The 20,673-nt window shown below is 58.7% G+C and carries 19 protein-coding genes, 1 tRNA gene and 2 rRNA genes; 19 read left to right on the forward strand and 3 right to left on the reverse strand.

The window, feature by feature from the left end; genetic code table 11:
* From NUV55_RS12355 to NUV55_RS12365, 3 genes are all read left to right on the forward strand, one after another.
* A 23S ribosomal RNA gene (locus NUV55_RS12355) occupies nucleotides 1–88 on the forward strand; the annotation flags it as partial.
* A 118-nt stretch (nucleotides 89–206) separates the two neighbouring features.
* Nucleotides 207–322 (forward strand): 5S ribosomal RNA (rrf, locus tag NUV55_RS12360).
* A 703-nt stretch (nucleotides 323–1,025) separates the two neighbouring features.
* Nucleotides 1,026–1,889, forward strand: a complete 864-nt coding sequence (locus tag NUV55_RS12365) for an endonuclease/exonuclease/phosphatase family protein (protein ID WP_296673430.1) — start codon at nucleotides 1,026–1,028, stop codon at nucleotides 1,887–1,889.
* Nucleotides 1,890–1,903: 14 nt separating this feature from the next.
* Here NUV55_RS12365 and NUV55_RS12370 read toward each other — a convergent pair whose 3' ends face one another.
* Nucleotides 1,904–2,449 carry a hypothetical protein gene (locus NUV55_RS12370; RefSeq protein ID WP_296673432.1) on the reverse strand — a complete coding sequence of 182 codons (546 nt, stop codon included), beginning with the start codon at nucleotides 2,447–2,449 and terminating at the stop codon, nucleotides 1,904–1,906.
* An 82-nt stretch (nucleotides 2,450–2,531) separates the two neighbouring features.
* On the opposite strand from NUV55_RS12370, the gene dtd reads away from it, so the two are divergent.
* On the forward strand, nucleotides 2,532–2,972 hold the full coding sequence (gene dtd / locus NUV55_RS12375) for a D-aminoacyl-tRNA deacylase (protein ID WP_367280422.1): 441 nt from the start codon (nucleotides 2,532–2,534) through the stop codon (nucleotides 2,970–2,972).
* A gap of 6 nt (nucleotides 2,973–2,978) precedes the next feature.
* Here the strand turns inward: dtd and epmA are convergent, their stop codons facing one another.
* Both epmA and efp read right to left on the reverse strand, forming a co-directional pair.
* Nucleotides 2,979–3,974 (reverse strand): EF-P lysine aminoacylase EpmA, encoded by a 996-nt coding sequence (gene epmA / locus NUV55_RS12380; RefSeq protein ID WP_296673436.1) that lies wholly within the window; start codon nucleotides 3,972–3,974, stop codon nucleotides 2,979–2,981.
* Between the two features lie 78 nt (nucleotides 3,975–4,052).
* A complete protein-coding gene (efp, locus tag NUV55_RS12385) occupies nucleotides 4,053–4,616 on the reverse strand; it encodes an elongation factor P (RefSeq protein ID WP_296673437.1) in 564 nt (187 codons plus the stop codon).
* Nucleotides 4,617–4,760: 144 nt separating this feature from the next.
* Between efp and epmB the strand changes: the two genes are divergently transcribed.
* The 15 genes from epmB (at nucleotide 4,761) to NUV55_RS12460 (ending at nucleotide 20,507) form a co-directional block, all read left to right on the forward strand.
* Nucleotides 4,761–5,768, forward strand: coding sequence for an EF-P beta-lysylation protein EpmB (gene epmB / locus NUV55_RS12390; protein WP_296673438.1), 1,008 nt, complete (start codon nucleotides 4,761–4,763; stop codon nucleotides 5,766–5,768).
* A 232-nt stretch (nucleotides 5,769–6,000) separates the two neighbouring features.
* On the forward strand, nucleotides 6,001–7,167 hold the full coding sequence (locus NUV55_RS12395) for a TRAP transporter substrate-binding protein (RefSeq protein ID WP_296673440.1): 1,167 nt from the start codon (nucleotides 6,001–6,003) through the stop codon (nucleotides 7,165–7,167).
* An 83-nt stretch (nucleotides 7,168–7,250) separates the two neighbouring features.
* Nucleotides 7,251–7,847 carry a TRAP transporter small permease subunit gene (locus tag NUV55_RS12400; RefSeq protein ID WP_296673441.1) on the forward strand — a complete coding sequence of 199 codons (597 nt, stop codon included), beginning with the start codon at nucleotides 7,251–7,253 and terminating at the stop codon, nucleotides 7,845–7,847.
* Entirely contained in the window at nucleotides 7,844–9,190 is a 1,347-nt protein-coding gene (locus NUV55_RS12405) for a TRAP transporter large permease subunit (RefSeq protein ID WP_296673443.1), read from the forward strand. The genes NUV55_RS12400 and NUV55_RS12405 overlap by 4 nt, the downstream gene beginning before the upstream one ends.
* A 7-nt stretch (nucleotides 9,191–9,197) precedes the next feature.
* Nucleotides 9,198–10,571: an amidase gene (locus NUV55_RS12410; protein WP_296673445.1), complete on the forward strand. Its 1,374-nt coding sequence runs from the start codon at nucleotides 9,198–9,200 to the stop codon at nucleotides 10,569–10,571.
* Nucleotides 10,561–10,728: a hypothetical protein gene (locus NUV55_RS12415; RefSeq protein ID WP_296673446.1), complete on the forward strand. Its 168-nt coding sequence runs from the start codon at nucleotides 10,561–10,563 to the stop codon at nucleotides 10,726–10,728. Before NUV55_RS12410 ends, NUV55_RS12415 begins: the two co-directional genes overlap by 11 nt.
* Before the next feature lie 192 nt (nucleotides 10,729–10,920).
* Nucleotides 10,921–11,889: a D-glycerate dehydrogenase gene (locus tag NUV55_RS12420; RefSeq protein WP_296673448.1), complete on the forward strand. Its 969-nt coding sequence runs from the start codon at nucleotides 10,921–10,923 to the stop codon at nucleotides 11,887–11,889.
* Nucleotides 11,890–13,248 carry an amidase gene (locus NUV55_RS12425; RefSeq protein ID WP_296673450.1) on the forward strand — a complete coding sequence of 453 codons (1,359 nt, stop codon included), beginning with the start codon at nucleotides 11,890–11,892 and terminating at the stop codon, nucleotides 13,246–13,248.
* Nucleotides 13,249–13,452: 204 nt separating this feature from the next.
* Nucleotides 13,453–14,331 (forward strand): 2-hydroxy-3-oxopropionate reductase, encoded by an 879-nt coding sequence (locus NUV55_RS12430; RefSeq protein WP_367280423.1) that lies wholly within the window; start codon nucleotides 13,453–13,455, stop codon nucleotides 14,329–14,331.
* Between the two features lie 39 nt (nucleotides 14,332–14,370).
* Nucleotides 14,371–15,354, forward strand: coding sequence for a bifunctional biotin--[acetyl-CoA-carboxylase] ligase/biotin operon repressor BirA (birA, locus tag NUV55_RS12435; protein WP_296673453.1), 984 nt, complete (start codon nucleotides 14,371–14,373; stop codon nucleotides 15,352–15,354).
* A gap of 12 nt (nucleotides 15,355–15,366) precedes the next feature.
* Entirely contained in the window at nucleotides 15,367–16,107 is a 741-nt protein-coding gene (locus NUV55_RS12440) for a type III pantothenate kinase (protein ID WP_296673454.1), read from the forward strand.
* The gene (locus NUV55_RS12445; protein ID WP_296673456.1) at nucleotides 16,104–16,838 is read left to right on the forward strand and encodes a hypothetical protein; all 735 of its coding nucleotides are present in this window, start codon (nucleotides 16,104–16,106) and stop codon (nucleotides 16,836–16,838) included. Before NUV55_RS12440 ends, NUV55_RS12445 begins: the two co-directional genes overlap by 4 nt.
* A gap of 203 nt (nucleotides 16,839–17,041) precedes the next feature.
* Nucleotides 17,042–17,117 (forward strand) — tRNA-Thr (locus NUV55_RS12450).
* Nucleotides 17,118–17,224: 107 nt separating this feature from the next.
* Nucleotides 17,225–18,076: a PA4780 family RIO1-like protein kinase gene (locus NUV55_RS12455; protein ID WP_296673457.1), complete on the forward strand. Its 852-nt coding sequence runs from the start codon at nucleotides 17,225–17,227 to the stop codon at nucleotides 18,074–18,076.
* 145 nt (nucleotides 18,077–18,221) lie between these two features.
* A complete protein-coding gene (locus NUV55_RS12460; protein WP_296673459.1) occupies nucleotides 18,222–20,507 on the forward strand; it encodes an aconitate hydratase in 2,286 nt (761 codons plus the stop codon).
* The last annotated feature ends 166 nt before the right edge of the window (nucleotides 20,508–20,673 follow it).

The following is a 20,673-nucleotide window of genomic DNA, read 5'->3' on the forward strand; positions in this document are numbered from 1 at the left end:
TGGTAGACCACCACGTTGATAGGCTCCATGTGTAAGCGCCGTAAGGCGTTGAGCTAAGGAGTACTAATTGCCCGTGTGGCTTGACCATATAACACCCAAGACGCCGGGTGTGTGTTCAAGCCAACGTAACATCTCCGCGCTTTTTACTTACATACACTGCCCGAACATTGGTTGTTGCATGAAAATGCAACAGCGTAAAAGGTCTGCCTGGCGGCCATAGCGAGTGGGAACCACCCGATCCCTTTCCGAACTCGGAAGTGAAACTGCTCAGCGCCGATGATAGTGTGGGGTCTCCCCACGTGAAAGTAGGACACTGCCAGGCTTTTATTTCAGAAACCCCGACCAGAAATGGCCGGGGTTTCTTTTTTATGGTGTCCTGCTTGAACGTGGGCCCACGTGACAAATTCGTCGGGAATGAATTTGTACGGCCGTAGGCCGCCCGAAGGGCGAGCCACAGGGATGTGGCGAGTCAAAGTAGGACACTGCCATGTTTTTTTATTCGAAACCCCGTTGGCGCAAGCTAACGGGGTTTCTTTTTTTACGGTGTCATACCTGAATGTGGCCACGGAAAAAAATTTGCGTCCCTCGATTCCGTAAACAGTTCGCCCGGTACTATTTCTGTCGGGAATGAATTTTCACGAGCGAAGCGCGCCCACGGGGCAAAGTGGAGGAATGTGCCATGCTCAAAAAGACAGTAGCAATTTTTGTGTGACACAGCCCCGAGGCGTCCACACCGGGACATCCTGCGGATTTCCTATTCTGTCTCCGGCGGTTCTGTGAGCGAGCGCAATGAGCCTGCAAAGGGGTCGGCGTAGAAATATTCCTGGGAAAATACGGCACTACAGGCTTTTATTTCATACCCGATCACAACCCGTCGTCGGGCTTTCAATTGCCATTCGTCCGAGATGGCTTGCATGGCACGGAATATCGGCTAGGGTTTACGGTAGATGCGGCGGGATAAAAACGGCCGCGACACCGCCAAAGTGTGAGATAATCCTCCCGAAATGAGAATTTCAGTAAGCAGTATGTCCTCCCCGGGTGCGCGCGATGGTGCAGCCGGAACCGGCACAACAGTTACTGCCACACGGCGGTTGAAGCTGCTCAGCTACAACATCCAGGCCGGGATCGCCTCGAATAGATACCGCCACTACCTCACCCACAGCTGGAAACACGTTCTCCCCTTTCCGAAACGTCTCGATAATCTCGATCGCATTGCGCGCCTTCTGGGCGGGTTCGATATCGTCGGTTTGCAGGAAGTGGACGGAGGCAGTTTGCGCAGCGGATTCATCAACCAGACAGAGTATCTCTCGCTATCGGCGCGTTTTCCTTATTGGTATGACCAGACCAATCGCAATCTCGGAAAATTTGCCCAGCACAGCACCGGACTTCTGAGCCGCTTGTGCCCCGCGGAAGTGACAGAAGTGAAACTCCCCGGCATGATCCCCGGTCGCGGCGCGTTGACGGTGCGTTTCGGCCACGGCGCGGATGCGCTGATTCTGGTGATCGCGCACCTGGCCTTGGGACAGCGCGCGCGTTTCCTTCAGCTTGAATGCATCGCCGGTATTATCGGCACCTACCCTCACGCGATTGTGATGGGAGACATGAATTGCGGTACCGAAAGCCGCGAGATTGACTGGTTGGTGAAGCACACCGATTTGCGTGAACCGGCGCATCACCTGCCGACTTTCCCCAGCTGGCGCCCCTCGCGCAACCTTGATCAAATACTGGTGTCATCGTCCCTGAAAGTCGAACGTATTGAGGCCCTGAATTATTTATTTTCCGATCATCTTCCGATCGTGATGGAAATTGCACTGCCCATGGAACTGCCATGGTTTGACGATCAACCCGTTGCTTCGCCGATACTTTCGCTGGCGGGTGCGGCGGCTTGAACTGAACCGCCGGTTCAGGTTTTTTTCAGTTCTTCGAGAATCGTTTCCACCAGTTTCAGCCCCGCCGGGCTCATTTCCCGCGACAGTTTCTCCACATCGTCCTCGCCCTGTTCCATCTGTGACAGCGCTGAAGCCAGGCGCGCCATGTCGCCCCCGGCGTTGCGCATCTGTATCGCCATATCCGCGAGCGCCTTCAGTGCTTCGACGTTGCCGTGACGCGCGGCGGCCACCATGGAAGCCAGACCCGGCGCGGCATGTTCAGGGTCGGGTGTGGCGCTGAGGTCGGGCAGAGTTTCGGGGTTCTGCAGCCCGCGCAAAATGGCTTCCGTGATCACACGATCTTCTTCGTCCAGATTCTGCAAAAGGTTGATGTCACGCTGTCCACCTACAATGCGCCGGATGGAGGCCACCAGTTGGTTCCAGCCATTTTCTTCCGAGAGCTTCAGCAATTGTTCCAGTTGCGGCATCAAGTCGCGGTTGTGACAGGTTTGCACCACGGCGTGTACCAGGCCGGCGTGGGACGCCAGGATTTGTTGGTCTTTCTCGGGCAGGGCAGGCATGGTGAATTCCTTTCAGGCTTTGACGAGTCTGGTAAATATACTACGCTTGCGCCGGTCGAATGAACCGCCAGATAACCCTATTATGATTGGCCTGTTGCAACGAGTGCGTTCAGCCCAAGTCGAGATTGACGGCAAAACCGTCGGCGCCATTGGGCGTGGGCTGTTGGTGCTTGTCGGTGTTGAGCAGGGCGATGACGTGGCACGCACGGATCGGTTGCTGCAACGGCTGCTGGGTTATCGCGTGTTTCCGGACAACGCCGGCAAAATGAACCTGAGTGTCAGGGACATCGGCGGCGGGTTGCTGCTGGTACCGCAATTCACGCTGGCCGCCGACACGGACAAGGGCATGCGCCCGAGTTTCACGCCTGCCGCCGCGCCGGAATTAGGTCAGCGCCTGTTCGCTTATCTGGTCGAAAAGGCCCGGACGCAGCACGCCCCGGTGGAGAAGGGAGTGTTTGGCGCCGACATGCATGTCACGCTGACCAACGATGGTCCGGTGACTTTCTGGTTGCAGGCAAAATAACCTGAATCAGGCGCGATCCAGCGGAAAGGGCAAAACCTCTTCGATTGTTCGCGCACCACCAGCAAGCATTACCAGACGGTCGAATCCAAGCGCGACACCAGCACAGTCCGGTAGCCCGTGTTCCAGCGCGGACAGCAGATGCTCATCCACGGGAACGGGCGGCAGACTGCTGGCCGCGCGGGCATGCAGTTGTTGTTCAAACCGCGCGCGCTGCTCATTCGCGTCGGTCAACTCGTGGAAGCCGTTCGCCAGCTCCATTCCATTCAGATAAAGCTCGAAGCGCGCTGCTGTCGGCGGGTTGCCCGGTTGAAGGCGGGCGAGCGAGGCCTGCGAGGCCGGGTAGTCATATATAAAGGTCAGTTGTCCCTGGCCAAGCTTGGGCTCGACCACGTGTGTCAGTAACAGATCGCGCCAAACGGCTACATCGTGATGCTGATGCAGGCTTGTCGGTATGCGAAAACCTTGTTCGTCGGCCACAGCCGCATAATCCAGGACGGTCGCCGTATGTGGGTTAATTTTTGTGTGGCGCTGAAATGCCTCGCGGTATGTCAGCTTCTCGGGCGGATTCAACCCCAGTGCTGGCGCGAGGAGTTGCATGACAAGCTCACCGACCTCCGTCATCAATTGGTGGTGATCAAAACCCATGCGGTACCACTCGAGCAGGGTAAATTCCGGATTGTGCCGCCTGCCGGATTCGCCGTCGCGGAAGACCTTGCAGATCTGGTAAATCGAACCGCTGCCGGCCGCCAGCAGGCGTTTCATGGGGAACTCCGGCGAGCTATGGAGGTAAAGCGTCTGGCCGTGCGGGAACAGTGGGCCGGTGTAGCATGTAACAAAGCTTGCCAGCATCGGGTCGGTGATGGCCGCGGCTGAAAGTATCGGTGTTTCCACTTCCAGCACGCCGCGTCCGGAAAAAAATGCTCGAATTTGTTGCAGTAATTGGGCGCGGCGCTTCAGGACTTCCAAAGCAGCGGCGGGTCGCCAGTCATCGAAAAGTGGCAAGTAGCAAGTCTCAAGTAGCAAGTAAAAGAAGAGGTATTGTATCCCTTGCTACTTGTAACTTGTCACTTGCTACTGCAGTCATGCGCGCGAGAGGTACTCGCCGGTGCGGGTGTTGACCTTGATCATCTCGCCGATTTGCACGAACAGCGGTACACGCACGATCGCACCGGTTTCGAGAGTCGCCGGTTTGCCGCCACCGCCCGAGGTGTCGCCCTTGAGTCCCGGGTCGGTTTCGGTGACCTTGAGGGCGACGGTTTGCGGCGGCTCAACGGTAAGCGGTATGCCATCCCACAGGGTGATCACGCAAACGCCCTGTTCCTTGAGCCACTTGGCATTGTCGCCAATGGCTTTTTTGTCCGCCGCGAGTTGCTCAAAGGTTTCCGGATTCATGAAGTGCCAAAATTGGTCATCGCTGTAGAGAAATTGCATCTCAACATCGACCACGTCGGCGGCCTCAATGGTTTCGCCGGATTTGAACGTGCGCTCGATAGTGCGACCATTTTTGAGATTGCGGATTCGCACGCGGCTGAAGGCTTGTCCCTTGCCCGGTTTAACGAACTCGTTTTCGACGATGGTTGCCGGATCGCCGTCGAGCATGACCTTGAGTCCGGCCTTGAATTCATTGGTACTGTAAGTTGCCATCACACACCTTAATCTATTAAATACACTTCGTTTGAATCAGACGCACACTTCATCTTTCCCCTCACCCTCATTCCCTCTCCCGCAAGGGGAGAGGGAAGCGAGCCGAACGCGCTTACGCGCGATCCAGGTAAAATCGAGCGCGCTATGATACCCGGAACTTCCGTTTTAAGGCAGGTGCCCACGTGGCAATCGCAGCTGTCCCGCGCCATCACCGACCCGGCCGAGCTGCTTGCTACGGTAGGGCTGGGTGAGGAATGGTTACCTGCGGCCCGGGCCGCGGCCCTGCTTTTCCCGTTGCGCGTTCCGCGTGAATTCGTCGCCCGCATGCGCCGCGGCGACCCGCATGATCCCTTGCTACGCCAGGTACTGCCGCTCGCGGAGGAATGCCTGACGGCAGAGGGGTTCGGTGCCGATCCGGTGGGCGATCTCGGTGCCATGCCAGTACCTGGCGTGCTGCATAAATATCAGGGGCGGGTGCTGTTGACGGTCACCGGCGCCTGCGCCGTACATTGCCGCTACTGCTTCCGCCGCCATTTTCCCTACGCTGACGCCAATCCCGCTGTCGATCAATGGCACAGTTCCTTGGAATATATCGCTGGCGATCCATCGGTCACCGAAGTCATTTTGAGCGGCGGCGATCCGCTCACGTTATCGGATCGCCGCCTCGCCGAACTGATTTCGCGTTTGGAAGCCATCCCGCACCTCAGGCGTCTGCGACTTCATACCCGTTTGCCGATCGTATTACCCGGACGTGTGAATAATGAACTGCTCGATTGGTTGGGCAGCACGAAATTCAAAACAGTCATTGTCGTGCATGCCAATCACGCAAATGAAATTGACGCGTCCGTAACGTTGACGCTGGCGGATCTGAAATCAACAGGCGCGCAGCTGTTCAATCAGTCTGTCTTGTTGCGTGGCGTGAATGACCGTGCCGATGCCTTGGTTGCGCTCAGCGAAGTATTGTTTGAGGCGGGAGTAGTGCCGTATTACCTGCACCTGCTCGACAAGGCGCAGGGGGCGGCTCACTTTGAAGTAACAGATGTCGCGGCACGACAACTGATGTTGGAACTGAATAGTCGCTTGCCAGGTTATCTGGTGCCGCGGCTGGTGCGTGAATTCCGCGGCGCGCCAGGCAAGGTGCTCATGGTTTGAGTGTCCGCTGGGCGTGAGGCGCTGTTTCTGTGGATTCCACATTGTGAAATAACCTGAGCAAAACGCACAAGAATGATTTGCCTATCTGGCCTAGCGCGCTTGAAATATCCTGCCTGTGTGCCGCAAAGACCATTGCTGGATATCGCCCGATATTCGAGAGTAGACTAGTGCGGCTATGTTCGGATACTAGACGTCTATTGAACAGACTGACTAATCGCAACAAGGAGGAAGCATGAACAAGAAATATCTACTCAAATCCAATTCCGCCGAGCCGAAAAAATCCAAGCAACCGATTTCCCGCCGCAAATTCCTGACGGCTACAGCGGCTTCCGTGGGTGGTGCGGCGACACTCGGATTCCCCATGATCATGAAGGCGGCGGATACGATCACGGTGAAAATGCAGGGTGCCTGGGGCGCCACTGACATCTTCAATGAATTCGCGCAGGAGTTCGTCACGCGCGTGAATGCCATGGCGGGCGGCAGGCTGCGCATCGACTATCTCGTGGGTGGGGCAGTGGTGAAGCCTTTCGAAGTGACGGACGCGGTGAGCAAGGGTGTGCTCGACGCCGGTCACACGGTGCCGGTCTACTGGTACGGCAAGTCGAAAGTGGCGTCGCTGTTTGGTTCCGGACCGATCAACGGCATGGATGCGCACATGACGCTATCCTGGATCTATCGTGGCGGTGGGCTCGCGATGTACCAGGAACTCCTGAAAAAACTCGACCTCAACTACGTCGGGTTTTTTGCCATGCCGATGCCGACCCAGCCGCTCGGCTGGTTCAAGAAACCGATCAAGGATGCCAAGCAGCTGAAGGGCCTCAAGTACCGCACCGTGGGTCTCGCGGCGGATTTGTTCCAGGAGATGGGCGCGAAGGTGACGCAGTTGCCGGGCGGCGAAATCGTGCCGGCGCTCGAGCGCGGCGTGATCGATGCCTTCGAGTTCAACAACCCAACCTCGGACATGCGTTTCGGTGCCCAGGACGTGATCAAGAACTATGAGATGGGCAGCTTCCACCAGGCGATGGAGTTCTTCGAGATTCTCATCAACAAGAAAAAGTGGGACTCCATGCCCAAGGAACTGCAGGCGATTTGGCAGTACGGTGTCGAGGCCGCGAACTCAGCCAACTATTGGACCGCGATGGACAATTACTCGCGCGACCTGCAGGTGCTGAAAGACAAGCACAAGGTGAACGTCATCCGCACGCCGCAGTCGATTTTCCAGGCGCAGCTTAAGGCTTGGGACGCGATCACCAAGAAGCTCTCGGACGAGGATCCGTTCTTCAAGAAGGTGGTGGAATCGCAGCGCGCGTGGGCCAAGCGCGTGGTGTACTACCATTACCTCAACGAAGCGGACTTCAAAATGGGCTACGAGCACGTGTTTAAGACCAAGCTTGGCTGATGGGCTAGCGCAGTCAACGACAGTAATACCCGGGGCGGCGCCGGCAAGCGGCCGCCCCATTTTCTTGCACCCGGGGGCAGCGCATGGTTAACCGGCTGATTTACGGCATCGACCAGCTGAGCAGAATGGTTGGCCACGCCTTTGCGTGGTGCATTTTGATCCTCACCTTTGGCACCTCCTACGAGGTGTTCGTGCGTTACGCTCTCAACAACCCGACCAGCTGGGCCTTCGACATGAGCTACCTCATGTATGGCGCCCTGTTCTTCATGGCCGGCGCCTACACCCTGTCGCGCAACGGTCATGTGCGCGGCGATTTCATTTACCGCATGTGGCGCCCGCGCACGCAGGGATACGTCGAGCTGACGCTCTATATCCTGTTCTTCTTCCCCGGTGTCCTGGCCCTGTGCTACGCCGGGTGGAGTTACGGTCTCGAAGCGCTCAGGATCCGCGAGGTCAGCGTCAACAGCCCGGTCGGGATCCCGATCTGGCAGCTGAAATTCATGATCCCGTTCGGCGCCGGCCTGCTCGCGCTGCAGGGTTTAGCCGAGGTGCTGCGATGCATCCAATGCATTCGCGATGACCAGTGGCCGCCTCGGCTGCACGACGTTGAGGAATTGGAAGACGTATTAATTCAGCAACACGCCGCCGAAAAAGTTGCTAAACCGGTGAGCACGAAATGAGCGATCCGACACTCGCCCTGGTAATGCTGGGGCTGTTCATCTTTCTTATCCTGCTGGGTTTCCCCATCGCGTTCACGCTGATGGGGATGGGCGTCGCGTTTGGTTATTACGCCTATTATCAGCCGGGCACGGAGTTCTTCGATAACCGGGTGTTCTACCTGCTGACGCAGAACACCTGGAGCATCATGAGTAACGACGTGCTGGTCGCGGTGCCGCTGTTTCTCTTCATGGGCTACGTGATCGAGCGCTCCAACATTCTCGACCGGTTGTTCTATAGCTTGCAAGTGGCGCTGCGCCACATCCCGGGCTCGATGGCGGTGGCGACACTGCTCACGTGCGCGATGTTTGCCACCGCCACCGGCATTGTGGGGGCGGTGGTGACGCTGATGGGGTTGCTGGCGTTACCGGCGATGCTCAAGGCGGGCTATGACCAACGATTATCGTGTGGTGTCATTTGTGCGGGCGGCACACTTGGCATCCTGATCCCGCCCTCGATCATGTTGATCGTGTATTCGGCCGCCGCCTCGGTTTCGGTGGTGCGGCTCTACGCCGCCGCGATGATACCGGGTTTTCTGCTTGCGGGGCTTTACATTATCTACGTGATCACGCGCGTGTCCTTGAATCCCAAGCTGGCGCCTAAACTTCCGCAGGAAGAAAGCAATATTCCGTGGGGCAAGGCGTCACTGCTGCTGCTGGAGGCATTCGTGCCGCTCGCTGTGCTTATCCTCTCGGTGCTCGGTTCGATCCTGTTCGGGCTGGCGACACCGACCGAAGCCGCCGCGATCGGCGCACTCGGCAGCCTCATTCTGGCGGCGGCGTACCGGGCGCTGACATGGCAGCGCCTGCGGGAAGCGGTATACCTCACTGCGCGCACCTCGGCGATGGTGTGCTTCCTGTTCGTGGGCTCGTGGCTGTTCTCCTCGGTGTTCTCGTATCTGGGTGGCGAGGGCGTTATCAAGGCGTTCGTGCTTGGACTCGACCTCAATCCGGTGATGTTCCTGATCCTCTCGCAGTTCATCATCTTTCTGCTTGGCTGGCCGCTGGAATGGACTGAGATCATCATCATTTTCGTGCCGATTTTTCTGCCACTGCTGCCGCACTTCGGTGTCGACCCGATCTTTTTCGGTATCTTGGTGGCGCTCAACCTGCAAACCTCGTTCCTGACGCCGCCCATGGCGATGTCGGCGTACTACCTGAAGGGCGTCGCGCCGGCTTTTGTGGAGCTCTGGACCATCTTCAAGGGTTGCTTCCCGTTCCTCGGCCTGGTGATTGTCACCATGGTCCTGGTTTACGTATTTCCGCAGCTGATTTTCTGGCTGCCGGAAGTCGTCTACGGACATTGAGCGCAGCATGGATGACCTCCGACTAAATTGGTCTACCGCCAGCGACGCGGCGCGCTCGATCTGCGACGGCGCGATCAGCTCCGAGCGGCTGGTCGAGGAGTGTTTGGCGCGCGTGAGCGAGGTGGAAGAGTCGGTTCAGGCCTGGCAATTCCTCGATCCCGAGCACGCACTCCAACAGGCGCGCGCACGCGATCAAGCCCGGCGCGAGGGCCAGTCAATCGGTCCGCTACACGGCGTGCCGGTGGGCATCAAGGACATCATCGACACCGGTGACATGCCAACCGAAGATGGCACCGTGTTGCATGCCGGCCGCACGCCAGCGGCTGATGCCGCCGTGGTCGCGATGTTGCGCGCCGCGGGCGCCGTGATCATGGGCAAAACGGTTACCACCGAGTGCGCGACGCACACTCCCGGCAAGACGCGCAACCCGCACCATCCCGAACATACCCCGGGCGGCTCGTCGAGCGGATCAGCCGCCGCCGTGGCGGCCGGCATGGTGCCGCTGGCACTCGGCAGCCAGACCAACGGCTCGGTGATCCGGCCGGCGGCGTTTTGCGGTGTGTACGGCTTCAAGCCGACACACGGGCTTATTTCGCGCCACGGCGTACTGAAGCTCTCACGCACGCTCGACCAAATGGGTCTGTTCGCGCGCTCGCTGGAGGATATCGCGCTCGGCTGCGAGATACTCGTGAGTGGCGATGAACGCGATCCAGCGACGCGCCCGCGCGCCCGTATTCCGTTTCGGGAGATTGCGGCCGAGGAGCCGCCGTTGCCGCCACTGATCGCTTTCATCAAGACGCCGCTGTGGGAACGCACGGACGTGGATACCCGCGAAGCCTTTGCCGAGTTGATCGAGGCGCTGGGCGACCGTGTTGTGGAAGTGGAATTACCCGAGATCGCGCTCGATGCGCTCAAACTCCACCAAACGATCATGGAAGCCGAGATGGCGGCGGCGCTGGTGGATGAATACGAACGGGGACGGGAGCAATTGAGCGAGACGTTGCGCGCCCAGCTTGAGCGCGGCCGCGCTATTACCGCGTTCGACTATCAGACCGCGCTGGCGCGCATTCCGCTGTTGATAGAGGGTTTTGACGAGTTGTTCAACCGCTGTGATGTCGTCCTGACCCCCGCGGTTGCGGGCACAGCGCCTAAAGGTTTGGCGTCGACCGGCGATCCCTCGTTTTGTACGCTGTGGACGCTGTGCGGTATGCCTGCGATTTCCCTGCCGCTGATGCGTGGGGCGAATGGCTTGCCGCTCGGTGTGCAGCTCGTCGGCCAAAGTCACCGCGACGCACGCTTGTTGCGCACGGCGCGCTGGCTGGCGGCAAAAGTCGGCAGCGCCGAAGCGTACGATGTTAAGGAGGCTACGAATGGCATTTAAAATTATTGCAGGAATCGTGGCGATGGCGCTGGTGTTGGTGTACCTCGGGCCCGTCGTGCTCAAGCTGTGGGATCCGGCGCTAACCCTTGTGATACTTGTTGGTATCTTGATGATGTTGGTCGATCTTTGGCAATCCCTGCAATCAAAGGGCGACTGAATCGGCAAGTCGGGTTGCGCCCATATGTGTTCCGGCGCTGACATGAACCCGAACCTGGTCGTGTAACGCACATCTCGAGCCTTACGTCGTCTCACCAGCTGCTGCCTGTTTCCACTCGGAAACGTAACGAATGCTGCCATTGTCTTTCGTGCAACAGGCAGACTCTTTGAACCTTAAATTAGCGCGACTATCATGAAACCGAAAATACTTGTCACCCGCGAAGTTTTTTCCGAAGCTCTGGATTTCCTCGGACAGCATTTCGATGTCACGCCGAACCAGGGAGACGCTCCCATGAGCCCGGAAGCACTGGCGAAAGCGCTGGCCGACAAGAACGGCGCGCTCATTACGCTCACAGAAAAAATCGACGCGGCGCTTCTGGCGCAGTGCCCGAAGCTCAAGGCGGTGTGCAACATCGCCGTCGGTTTCAATAACATCGATCTCAACGCCTGTCAGGCGCATGGCGTCATGGCCACCAACACCCCGGGTGTGCTGGAAGATTCCACGGCGGATTTCACCTGGGCACTGATACTGGCCACGGCGCGCCGCGTGACCGAGGCGGAACAATACCTGCGCGCCGGCAAATGGAGCGGCTGGAAGTTGAAACAATTTCTCGGCGTGGACGTGCACCACGCCACGCTGGGAATCCTCGGTATGGGGCGCGTGGGACAGGCCGTGGCGCGCCGCGCCCGGGGCTTTGAGATGACCGTGCTGTACCACAATTCACACCGCCTGTCGGCGGAAGTTGAGAAAAGCTGCCACGCGGCGTATGTATCGCTGGATGAACTTCTGGCGCGCGCCGACATCCTTACGGTCCACACGCCGTACTCTCCGGCTACCCATCATCTGTTGGGCACGACGCAATTCGCAAAAATGAAACCAAACGCCATCCTTATCAACGCCGCTCGTGGCGGCGTCGTTGATGATGCCGCACTCATCACGGCGCTGAAGCAAGGCGTCCTCGCCGGTGCCGGACTGGATGTATTCGAGAATGAACCGGCGCTGCATGCGGATTTTCTGAAACTCACCAACGTCGTGTTGACGCCTCATATTGCCAGCTCTTCCGAGGCCACGCGCCGCCGCATGGCGATGCTGGCGGCGGAAAATTTGGTGGCCGCACTGACCACCGGCAAACCGCCCAATCTGCTGCATCCACCCGCCTGAATGGGGGAGCTGCATCATCTGGGCGTTAAGGAAGCCCTGTATGGCCTGTCGGAAGGCCGATTCACTTGTGAAGACCTGGTGCGCGATTGTCTGGTGCAGATCGCGAAGATCGATCCGAAAATCGAGGCTTGGGCCTGGCTCAAATCCGAGGCGGCACTGGAACGCGCGCGCGAGGCTGACCGCCATCGTAAAGCCGGCAAAAATGGAGCACTGCAGGGTATACCGATTGGCGTGAAGGACATCATCGATGTGCAGGGCGTGCCGACGCGCATGGGCTCTACCGCATTCGAAGATTACATGCCGTCAATGTCCGCGCGCGCGGTGCGCCGGCTGGATGAGGCTGGGGCAGTAATGCTGGGCAAGACCGTGACGGCGGAGCTGGCCTATTACGTGCCTGGAAAAACCCGCAATCCGTGGAATCTGGCGCACACACCGGGTGGCTCCTCGAGCGGGTCGGCGGCGGCGGTGGCGGCCCGCTTTGTTCCCGCCGCCATTGGCACCCAGACCAATGGCTCCGTCATCCGTCCCGCGGCGTTTTGCGGTGTGGTCGGTTACAAACCCAGCGCCGGTCTCATCTCGCGCGCCGGCGTGCTCGTGTTCAGTCACACGCTGGATCAGGTGGGCGTGTTCGCGCGCAACGTGCCGGATGCCGCGGTGGTCGCCAGCGCATTGATGGGGCACGCGCAGGACGATCCGGACAGCCTGTCTGATTTCGCCATGGTGCCAAAGGTTCTCGATCCCAAGCCGCTGTTCCAGCCGCCGCGACTCGCCGCCGTGCGCACGCCGGCATGGTCACTCGCCGATGCCGGCGCGCAGGAAAATTTTACCCACAGCATCGCTTTGCTGCGCAAGTCAGGAGCGGGGGTCGAAACAGTGATGCTCCCCGATGCATTTTCCCAGGCGCATGAGGTCCACCGTACCATCATGCAGTACGAAGGCGCGCGATCGTTTGCCCATCTGCAGGCGCAGCAGCGCGAGCGATTGAGCGCAGAGATTAATCGCTTGATCGATGAGGGCCTGCTGATTGAAGAGCCCGCGTATCATGCGGCACTCGAGAGTCGCACCCGCTTGCGTGGCGAACTGGGTGACTTCATGAACCGTTACGATGCCGTGCTTACGCTGCCGGCGCGTGGCGAGGCGCCCGCGACACTGATGTACACCGGCGACCCGGTGTTCTGCACGATCTGGACGTTGTGTGGCGCCCCGGCCATTACCCTTCCTTCGGGCCTGGGCGCCAATGGCCTGCCGCTCGGGTTGCAACTCATAGGCGGTTATCTGCAGGATGCGCGACTGTTGCAGGTAGCGCAGTGGTGCGGTTTGAAGCTCGGGTTCCATCACAGTCCGCCGGAACTGAATTAATGTTTGATTAATTATGATTATTTGACGCAAAGACGCGAAGGCGCAAAGAAAAACTCGGAAAAATAAAAGAAAAAATCTTTACGTCTTTGTGCTGTACAGGAAGTACGAATGTCGCGAGCGCAGGGATGCGCGGGAGCGACCGACTTTGCGTCAGAAATTAATATATCAGACGTTCCTTAAATTAAGGAGTTGAAGACAATGGCGATGAAGGTGGGTTTTATCGGACTCGGAATCATGGGGCGTCCCATGGCGCTCAACCTGCGCCAGGCCGGCCACGCCCTGTGGGTGCACGGCCGCCGGCCGGTGACGATGGAGGTGTTGGTGGAGGCCGGTGCCCAGGCTTGTCACACGCTCGCAGACGTTGCCGCCAGCGCCGAGATCATCTTTATCATGGTTTCGGACACGCCCGACGTGGAAAACATCGTGCTCGGTGAGAACGGCCTGATTCGGCGTCTGCGGTCCGGCCAGATTGTGGTGGACATGAGCACCATCTCACCCGCGACAACGCGCCGCTTTGCACAGGAGCTGGAAACGCGTGGCGTCGAGATGCTGGATGCGCCAGTTTCGGGCGGTGAGATCGGCGCGATCAATGCGAGCCTGTCCATCATGGTCGGCGGCAAGGAAAAAACATTCCAGCGCGTGAAACCGCTGTTCGATGTCCTCGGTAAGAGCGTTGTCCATGTCGGCGATCACGGCGCCGGACAGGTTGCCAAGGCCTGTAACCAGATTGTGACGGCTCTCACGATCGAGGCAGTGAGCGAGGCTCTGACCTTCGCGCGCAAGAACGGCGTGGATGCCGCCAGAGTGCGCGAGGCCCTGATGGGGGGGTTTGCCGGCAGCAAGATTCTGGAAGTGCATGGCAAGCGCATGCTCGACAATAATTTCAAGCCCGGTTTTACGGTGAAGCTGCACCAGAAGGACTTGCGCATTGTCATCGAGGACGCGCACAAGCTGGGCATCGGCCTGCCGGGCACGGCGCTGGTGGCGCAGCACCTGAACGCGCTCATCGGCAGTGGCGACGGTGAGCTGGATTCCGCCGCGATCGTCAAGGTTATAGAACGAATGTCCGGGATGAGAAAATAGCCGGGGCTACAACTGGCCTTTTTTAGGTAGAATGCGCGCATGAGTACGCGCGCCGAAATCCTCAGGCTGATGTCCGATGGTGCCTTTCATTCGGGCACCGACCTGGGAAAGAAACTCGGCATCACGCGCGCTGCAGTTTGCAAGAATGTTCATCACCTGGCGCAATCGGGCCTCGAGATTCACCGCGTGACAGGTCGTGGTTACAAGCTCGACACGCCGCTGACGTTGTTGGATCATTCCCGGCTTCTGAAATTGCTCGGCAAATCGGCAACAGAAATTCGCGACCGCTTGCATCTTCTGGATGAAGTGGATTCCACCAATCGTTATCTTTCTGAACATGTTGTGGCGAATGCCGACATCAATGGCACTGTCTGTATTTCCGAGACCCAGCTAAGCGGCCGTGGTCGCCGCGGACGATCATGGGTCGCGACGCCTTATTGCAATCTCATGCTGTCCATGGCCTGGCGCTTTCCCGGGGGGCCGGGCCTGGTTTCGGGTTTGAGTCTCGCGGCTGGCGTCGCGCTGTTGCACGCACTGGAGGAGTATGGTGTGTCCGGCGCGGGCCTCAAGTGGCCGAACGACGTGCTGTGGGATAACCGCAAACTCGCCGGTCTGCTGGTCGATGTCCAGGGCGAGGCGGCGGGACCGACATTGGTCATCCTGGGCGTGGGCATCAATGGGCACATCAGCCAGCCTGACGCTGCACACATTGACCAGCCGTGGGTCGATCTGCAGGGCATCACGGGCAAAACCACCGATCGCAATCGCCTGTCAGCGCTGGTCATGCTTCATCTGCTGGACATGTTTCAGCTGTTCGCAGACAAGGGCTTTGCGCCGTTTCGCGAGGAATGGCAGAAGCGGCATCTGTTCCATGGCCGGCGCGTGCGTCTGATACAGGGCGATCGCGAATTTTCCGGTACCGCCGAGGGTATCGACGAAACTGGCGGCCTGGTTATCCGTCATGCCAGGAATCGGAAGGTATTTCATTCCGGCGAAGTCAGCCTGAGACTTGTCCGCGCCTGACAGATTGCCCACATGAATCTGCTAATTGATCTTGGCAACAGCCGACTGAAATGGGCGCAATATGGCCCGGACCTCTGGCGCACCGATGCCGCGTTGCTCGGCAATGAAAAAAATATCGAGTCGTTGTTCGGTAAAGCGTGGGAAAAAATCGCGAAACCGCAGCGGGTGATTGTATGCAGCGTTTCCAGCCCGGAACGGTTACATGCGATCGAGCAATGGGCGCGGACACACTGGTCAGTCTCGATACACATTGTGCGCCCACAAGCAGAACAACTCGGCGTGAAAAATCTTTACCGGAACCCACAGCAGCTCGGCGCCGACCGCTGGGCGGCCCTGATTGGCGTGCGCGGACTGACTGGTTCTGCGGTGTGCGTGGTGGATGCCGGCACGGCCGTGACGGTGGAGGCGCTGTCGGCCAGGGGTGAATTCCTCGGTGGCGCGATTTTTCCGGGCCTGCGTCTGTTGCGTGACAGCCTGGCACAGGGTACGGAAGCCCTTCCCGTCGTTGCGGGAAACGCGACAGATTGTCTGGGCCGTTCCACCGAAGATGGCGTGGCGGCCGGTACCCTGTTCGGCCTGGTGGGCGCGGTGGAGCGTTTAATAGACGAATACCGGCGAAACTTGGGCGAGCCGATGGAGATTTTTCTCACCGGCGGCGATGCAACGGCGCTGGCGGCGCATCTGCGTGTGTCGGTTACACCGGTGCCCGACTTGGTGTTCAAGGGATTGGCTCGCATCGCGGATAGCTTATGAATCTGAAATGGATATTTGCCGCGCTGGTGCTGGCCAACCTCGGGCTCTGGATGTGGGCCAGCTGGTACAAGGAAATACCGATAGAGGAAACCCGCACGGCGCGCGAGCCAGTTGCGCCGGAGAAAATGCGTCTGTTCAATGAGCCGGGAGTAAAACTCATGCCACGCAAGACACCGCCCCCGGCAAACGCAGGATTGACGACCGGCACCGCGCCGGCGTGCTTCCATATCGGCCCGTTTCCGGATATCGATATCGTGGCCAGGGCGGAGACGCGTTTGAATGAACTACAGTTAACTTATTCACGCCGCTCCGAGGAAACCCGTAACGTAACCGGTTATCAGGTCTACCTCCCGCCGCTGTCTTCCCAGAAAGCCGCGGAGCGTAAACGTCAGCAACTCACTCGCCTCGGTTTTAAGGATCATGCCCTGATCCAGGAGGGGGGTATGCAAAACGCCATTTCACTCGGGTTGTTTACGATCGAGGCCAATGCCGAAAGTCGCGTGCGTGAGCTGGCGGATAAAAAAGTGCAGGCCAGGATTCAACCGTTTCAGCAGACACGCACACGCTTCTGGCTGGATGTGGCCGTCAAGTTTCCTTCGGAAACGGCGGACAAGATCAAAAAAATTGACTGGGCCGCGAAAGATGTTCAGGTGCAGGAACTTGTCTGCCCGGCCGGCACGAGTCTGCCACCGAATAACTCACAAGAACCGCGCGAAAATGCGCCGAACTGAGTGGTTGCCCCGCCACGGGGGTATACTTACAATGCCGCGCTTTTTTGATTCTGCCCGCATAGCTCAGTTGGGCGAGCCGGAGTGGTGGCGAACACACTTAACGTGTGTTCGCCCCGACGAGCGCCCGACCATGGATGGTCGGGCTGGGGTTTAATAGAAACTGAGTCGCGTCGTCAGGGACGATATGTTTGAAGCTGTTTTATGCCCGCATAGCTCAGTTGGTAGAGCACCTGATTTGTAATCAGGATGTCGGGGGTTCGAGACCCTCTGCGGGCTCCATTTCACGGTTGCCTCAAACTTGAAGTCGCATATTTTGATTTCAAGTTCGAGGTGTCAGAACGTCACCCCACTGTCATTACGCGCCGAAGCAGTGTAGAAGGGCGCCTATGAAGACCCCCAAAAGACTTGAACCGCTGGTTGAGGACGGCCTCGTCGACGCGGTCATTCATCAGCTCATGAGCGGTAAGGAGGCCATGGTCTACGTGGTCCGCTGCGGGGAAGATATTCGCTGCGCCAAGGTTTACAAGGAAGCCAACCTGCGCAGTTTCCGTCAAAGTACCGGTTACACGGAAAGCCGCAAGGTGAAAAACAGCCGACGTGCCCGCGCCATGGAGAAGGGCGGTCGGTATGGACGCAAAGCGCAGGAAGATTCATGGCAAAGCGCTGAGGTGGCTGCTTTGCACCGTCTCGCCGCCGCGGGCGTGCGCGTCCCGCAGCCCTATAATTTTGCTGATGGTGTGCTGCTGATGGAGTTGGTGACCGACGCCGATGGCAACGCCGCCCCGCGGCTCAACGATCTGGTGCTGACGGCAGAGCAGTCGCGCGAGTATCACCGCACACTGATAATGCAGGTCGTTCTTATGCTCTGCGCCGGGGTCATCCACGGCGATTTGTCCGAGTACAATGTGCTCGTTGGCAGCGAAGGGCCCGTCATCATCGACTTGCCCCAGGCTATTGATGCCGCGGGAAACAACAGTGCCTCCAGCATGTTCCAGCGGGACATCGACAACCTGACGGCCTACTTCGGCCGTTTTGCCCCCGAGCTTCTGTCCACCGACTATGGCATGGAGATATGGTCGCTCTACGAAAACGGCAAACTACACCCGGAAGTTGAGCTGACCGGTCGCTTCGAGCGCAGCAAAAAGTTGGCGGATGTGGACGGCGTCATGCGGGAAGTTGACGACGCATACAAGGAAGAAGCAGCGCGTCAACGGTACAAGCTGGAAATGGGGCGATAACACGCCCCTTGATCCTGTAAAAAGGGGATGCCCCATTTTTCATCACCCTTTTAGAAAAGCGGAGGGCGACATAGCCTAGATGCCCGCCTTGATTTACAATCCTGTTCCTCGCGCAAAGCCCGTTTGCTGTTTTTCAGATACCACCATGGAAAAGAATCCTGCTGACGCTGTCGTTATCGTCCGCAACTATTATAAATCCTTGCCCGAGCGCATGGTTGCGGTCCGCGCCCGTGTTGGCCGCCCGCTCACACTGGCGGAGAAAATCCTGTTCGCGCACAAGACCGACCTTGCGACGGACCTGCCCTTGCGCGGCAAGACCACGGTCGGGCTGCATCCCGATCGCGTGGCCATGCAGGATGCGACGGCGCAGATGGCGATTTTGCAATTCATGACGGCGGACAAGGCCGAGGCGGCGGTACCGACCACGGTGCATTGCGATCACCTCATTCGCGCCAAGGTGGGCGCCATCAAGGATCTCGAAGTTGCCGAGAGCAATAATAAGGAAGTCTACGATTTTCTCGCCTCGGCTTCGGCCAAATACGGCATGGGTTTCTGGAAGCCGGGTTCCGGCATCATTCATCAGGTGATCCTCGAGCACTATGCTTTTCCCGGTGGCCTCATCATCGGCACCGATTCTCACACCCCGAATGCCGGCGGTCTCGGCATGCTGGCCATCGGTGTTGGCGGCGCGGATGCCGTGGACGTGATGGTCGGCATGCCGTGGGAACTGCTGTGGCCGAAACTCGTGGGCGTGCGCCTGACGGGAAAGCTTTCGGGTTGGACCAGCGGCAAGGACGTGATTCTCAAGCTGGCCGGCATGCTGACGGTGGCCGGCGGCACCAACAAGATTATTGAATATTTTGGTCCGGGCACGGAGTCGCTCTCCTGCACCGCCAAGGCCACCGTGACGAATATGGGCGCAGAACTGGGCGCGACGACATCGGTGTTTCCTTTCGATAAGCGCATGGCCAGTTACTTGCGCGCGACCGGTCGCGCCGAGATGGCGAGCCTCGCATCCAACCTCGCCGAGCATCTGACCGCCGATGCGGAGGTACTGGCGAATCCTGAAAAATACTACGATGAGATCGTCGAAATCGATCTTTCAGAGCTCGAGCCGCATGTGGTCGGTCCGCACACGCCCGATCTGGCGCGCCCGGTGTCACGCCTGGCGGACGACGTGAAGTCGCACGACTATCCGGCAGAGATTAAGGCAGCGCTGATCGGCAGTTGCACCAATTCTTCCTATGAAGACATCGGCCGAGCTGCGCACATCGCACGCCAGGCGAAGGCAAAAGGGCTGAAGGCGCGCGTGCCACTCATGGTCACGCCGGGTTCGGAGCAAGTACGTGCCACCATCGAGCGCGATGGCCTGCTCGCCGATCTCGAGGCCATTGGTGCCACGGTGCTGGCCAACGCTTGCGGGCCGTGCATTGGCCAGTGGGAGCGCACCGACATTGCCAAGGGCGAAAAGAATTCGATCCTGACCTCGTACAATCGCAACTTCCCCAAACGCAATGACGGCAATCCCAGTACGCACGCCTTTATCGCGAGCCCCGAAGTGGTGGTGGCCTATGCGCTGACCGGGCGGCTCGATTTGGATCCGATCCATGAAGGCGTGCAGCTTGATGGAAACTTGCTCAAGCTTGAGGCGCCGAGCGCTGCTGAGCTTCCAACCAAGGGCTTCGATGCTGGTCGCGATGGTTATGTGGCGCCATCAGAGCAGGCGGTTTCAGCCAACGTTATGGTGAATCCTAAGAGTGAGCGCTTGGCTTTGCTCAAGCCTTTCGAGCCGGTGGACAAGGTGGCGGGCTATCAGAATTTGCTGGTGTTGCTGAAGGCACGTGGCAAATGCACGACCGATCATATTTCACCGGCGGGTCCGTGGCTCAAGTTCCGCGGTCACCTCGATCGCATCAGCGACAATATGTTTTCCGGCGCGGGTAATGCCTTTACCGACAAGCCGGGTACCGGTGTTGACGTCTTGACCGGCCAGGCCGGCGAGGAACTGCAGAAAATAGCCCGCGCCTACAAAGCCAAGGGGCAGGGGTGGGTCGCGGTGGGTGACCAGAATTACGGCGAGGGTAGCTCACGTGAGCACGCCGCCATGAGCCCCCGGTTTCTCGGGTGCCGGGCGGTAGTGGCGCGCAGTTTTGCCCGTATTCACGAGACTAACCTCAAAAAACAGGGGGTGTTGCCACTGACTTTCGCCAATCCGGCCGACTACGACCGTATCCGACAGGATGATCGGCTGAGCATTGTTGGTCTCGACAAACTGGCTCCCGGGCTGAAGGTCGAGGTCAGGATTGCCCATGCCGATGGTAGCCAAGAAACGTTTTTTGCCTTGCACAGCATGACCCAGGACCAGATTGCCTGGTTCAGTGCCGGATCGGCGCTGAATCTGATCCGGCAACAGTCCATGAGGGGTCGCTAGGCTGTCGGAATTCGAAGAGTTTATTCAAAAAATCAAGGATATCGGTTGACAATGCAGGCCTGCTCCAGCAAAATTTGCGGCTTCGTTTTTTCCGGAGGGGTTCCCGAGCGGCCAAAGGGATCAGACTGTAAATCTGACGGCTCTGCCTTCGGTGGTTCGAATCCAC

The sequence above is a fragment of the Sulfuricaulis sp. genome (assembly GCF_024653915.1).
In the GTDB taxonomy this organism is placed as follows: Bacteria; Pseudomonadota; Gammaproteobacteria; order Acidiferrobacterales; family Sulfurifustaceae; genus Sulfuricaulis.

Excerpts from the sequence above, each read along its gene's own strand:
- NUV55_RS12415 (WP_296673446.1), top strand. The coding sequence starts at position 10,561 with ATGGCATTTAAAATTATTGCAGGAATCGTGGCGATGGCGCTGGTGTTG.
- NUV55_RS12440 (WP_296673454.1), top strand. The coding sequence starts at position 15,367 with ATGAATCTGCTAATTGATCTTGGCAACAGCCGACTGAAATGGGCGCAA.
- NUV55_RS12420 (WP_296673448.1), top strand. The coding sequence starts at position 10,921 with ATGAAACCGAAAATACTTGTCACCCGCGAAGTTTTTTCCGAAGCTCTG.
- NUV55_RS12395 (WP_296673440.1), top strand. The coding sequence starts at position 6,001 with ATGAACAAGAAATATCTACTCAAATCCAATTCCGCCGAGCCGAAAAAA.
- NUV55_RS12425 (WP_296673450.1), top strand. The coding sequence starts at position 11,890 with ATGGGGGAGCTGCATCATCTGGGCGTTAAGGAAGCCCTGTATGGCCTG.
- NUV55_RS12365 (WP_296673430.1), top strand. The coding sequence starts at position 1,026 with ATGTCCTCCCCGGGTGCGCGCGATGGTGCAGCCGGAACCGGCACAACA.
- NUV55_RS12455 (WP_296673457.1), top strand. The coding sequence starts at position 17,225 with ATGAAGACCCCCAAAAGACTTGAACCGCTGGTTGAGGACGGCCTCGTC.
- NUV55_RS12400 (WP_296673441.1), top strand. The coding sequence starts at position 7,251 with ATGGTTAACCGGCTGATTTACGGCATCGACCAGCTGAGCAGAATGGTT.
- NUV55_RS12410 (WP_296673445.1), top strand. The coding sequence starts at position 9,198 with ATGGATGACCTCCGACTAAATTGGTCTACCGCCAGCGACGCGGCGCGC.
- NUV55_RS12405 (WP_296673443.1), top strand. The coding sequence starts at position 7,844 with ATGAGCGATCCGACACTCGCCCTGGTAATGCTGGGGCTGTTCATCTTT.
- dtd (WP_367280422.1), top strand. The coding sequence starts at position 2,532 with ATGATTGGCCTGTTGCAACGAGTGCGTTCAGCCCAAGTCGAGATTGAC.
- epmB (WP_296673438.1), top strand. The coding sequence starts at position 4,761 with ATGATACCCGGAACTTCCGTTTTAAGGCAGGTGCCCACGTGGCAATCG.
- NUV55_RS12370 (WP_296673432.1), bottom strand. The coding sequence starts at position 2,449 with ATGCCTGCCCTGCCCGAGAAAGACCAACAAATCCTGGCGTCCCACGCC.
- efp (WP_296673437.1), bottom strand. The coding sequence starts at position 4,616 with ATGGCAACTTACAGTACCAATGAATTCAAGGCCGGACTCAAGGTCATG.
- birA (WP_296673453.1), top strand. The coding sequence starts at position 14,371 with ATGAGTACGCGCGCCGAAATCCTCAGGCTGATGTCCGATGGTGCCTTT.
- NUV55_RS12445 (WP_296673456.1), top strand. The coding sequence starts at position 16,104 with ATGAATCTGAAATGGATATTTGCCGCGCTGGTGCTGGCCAACCTCGGG.
- NUV55_RS12460 (WP_296673459.1), top strand. The coding sequence starts at position 18,222 with ATGGAAAAGAATCCTGCTGACGCTGTCGTTATCGTCCGCAACTATTAT.
- NUV55_RS12430 (WP_367280423.1), top strand. The coding sequence starts at position 13,453 with ATGAAGGTGGGTTTTATCGGACTCGGAATCATGGGGCGTCCCATGGCG.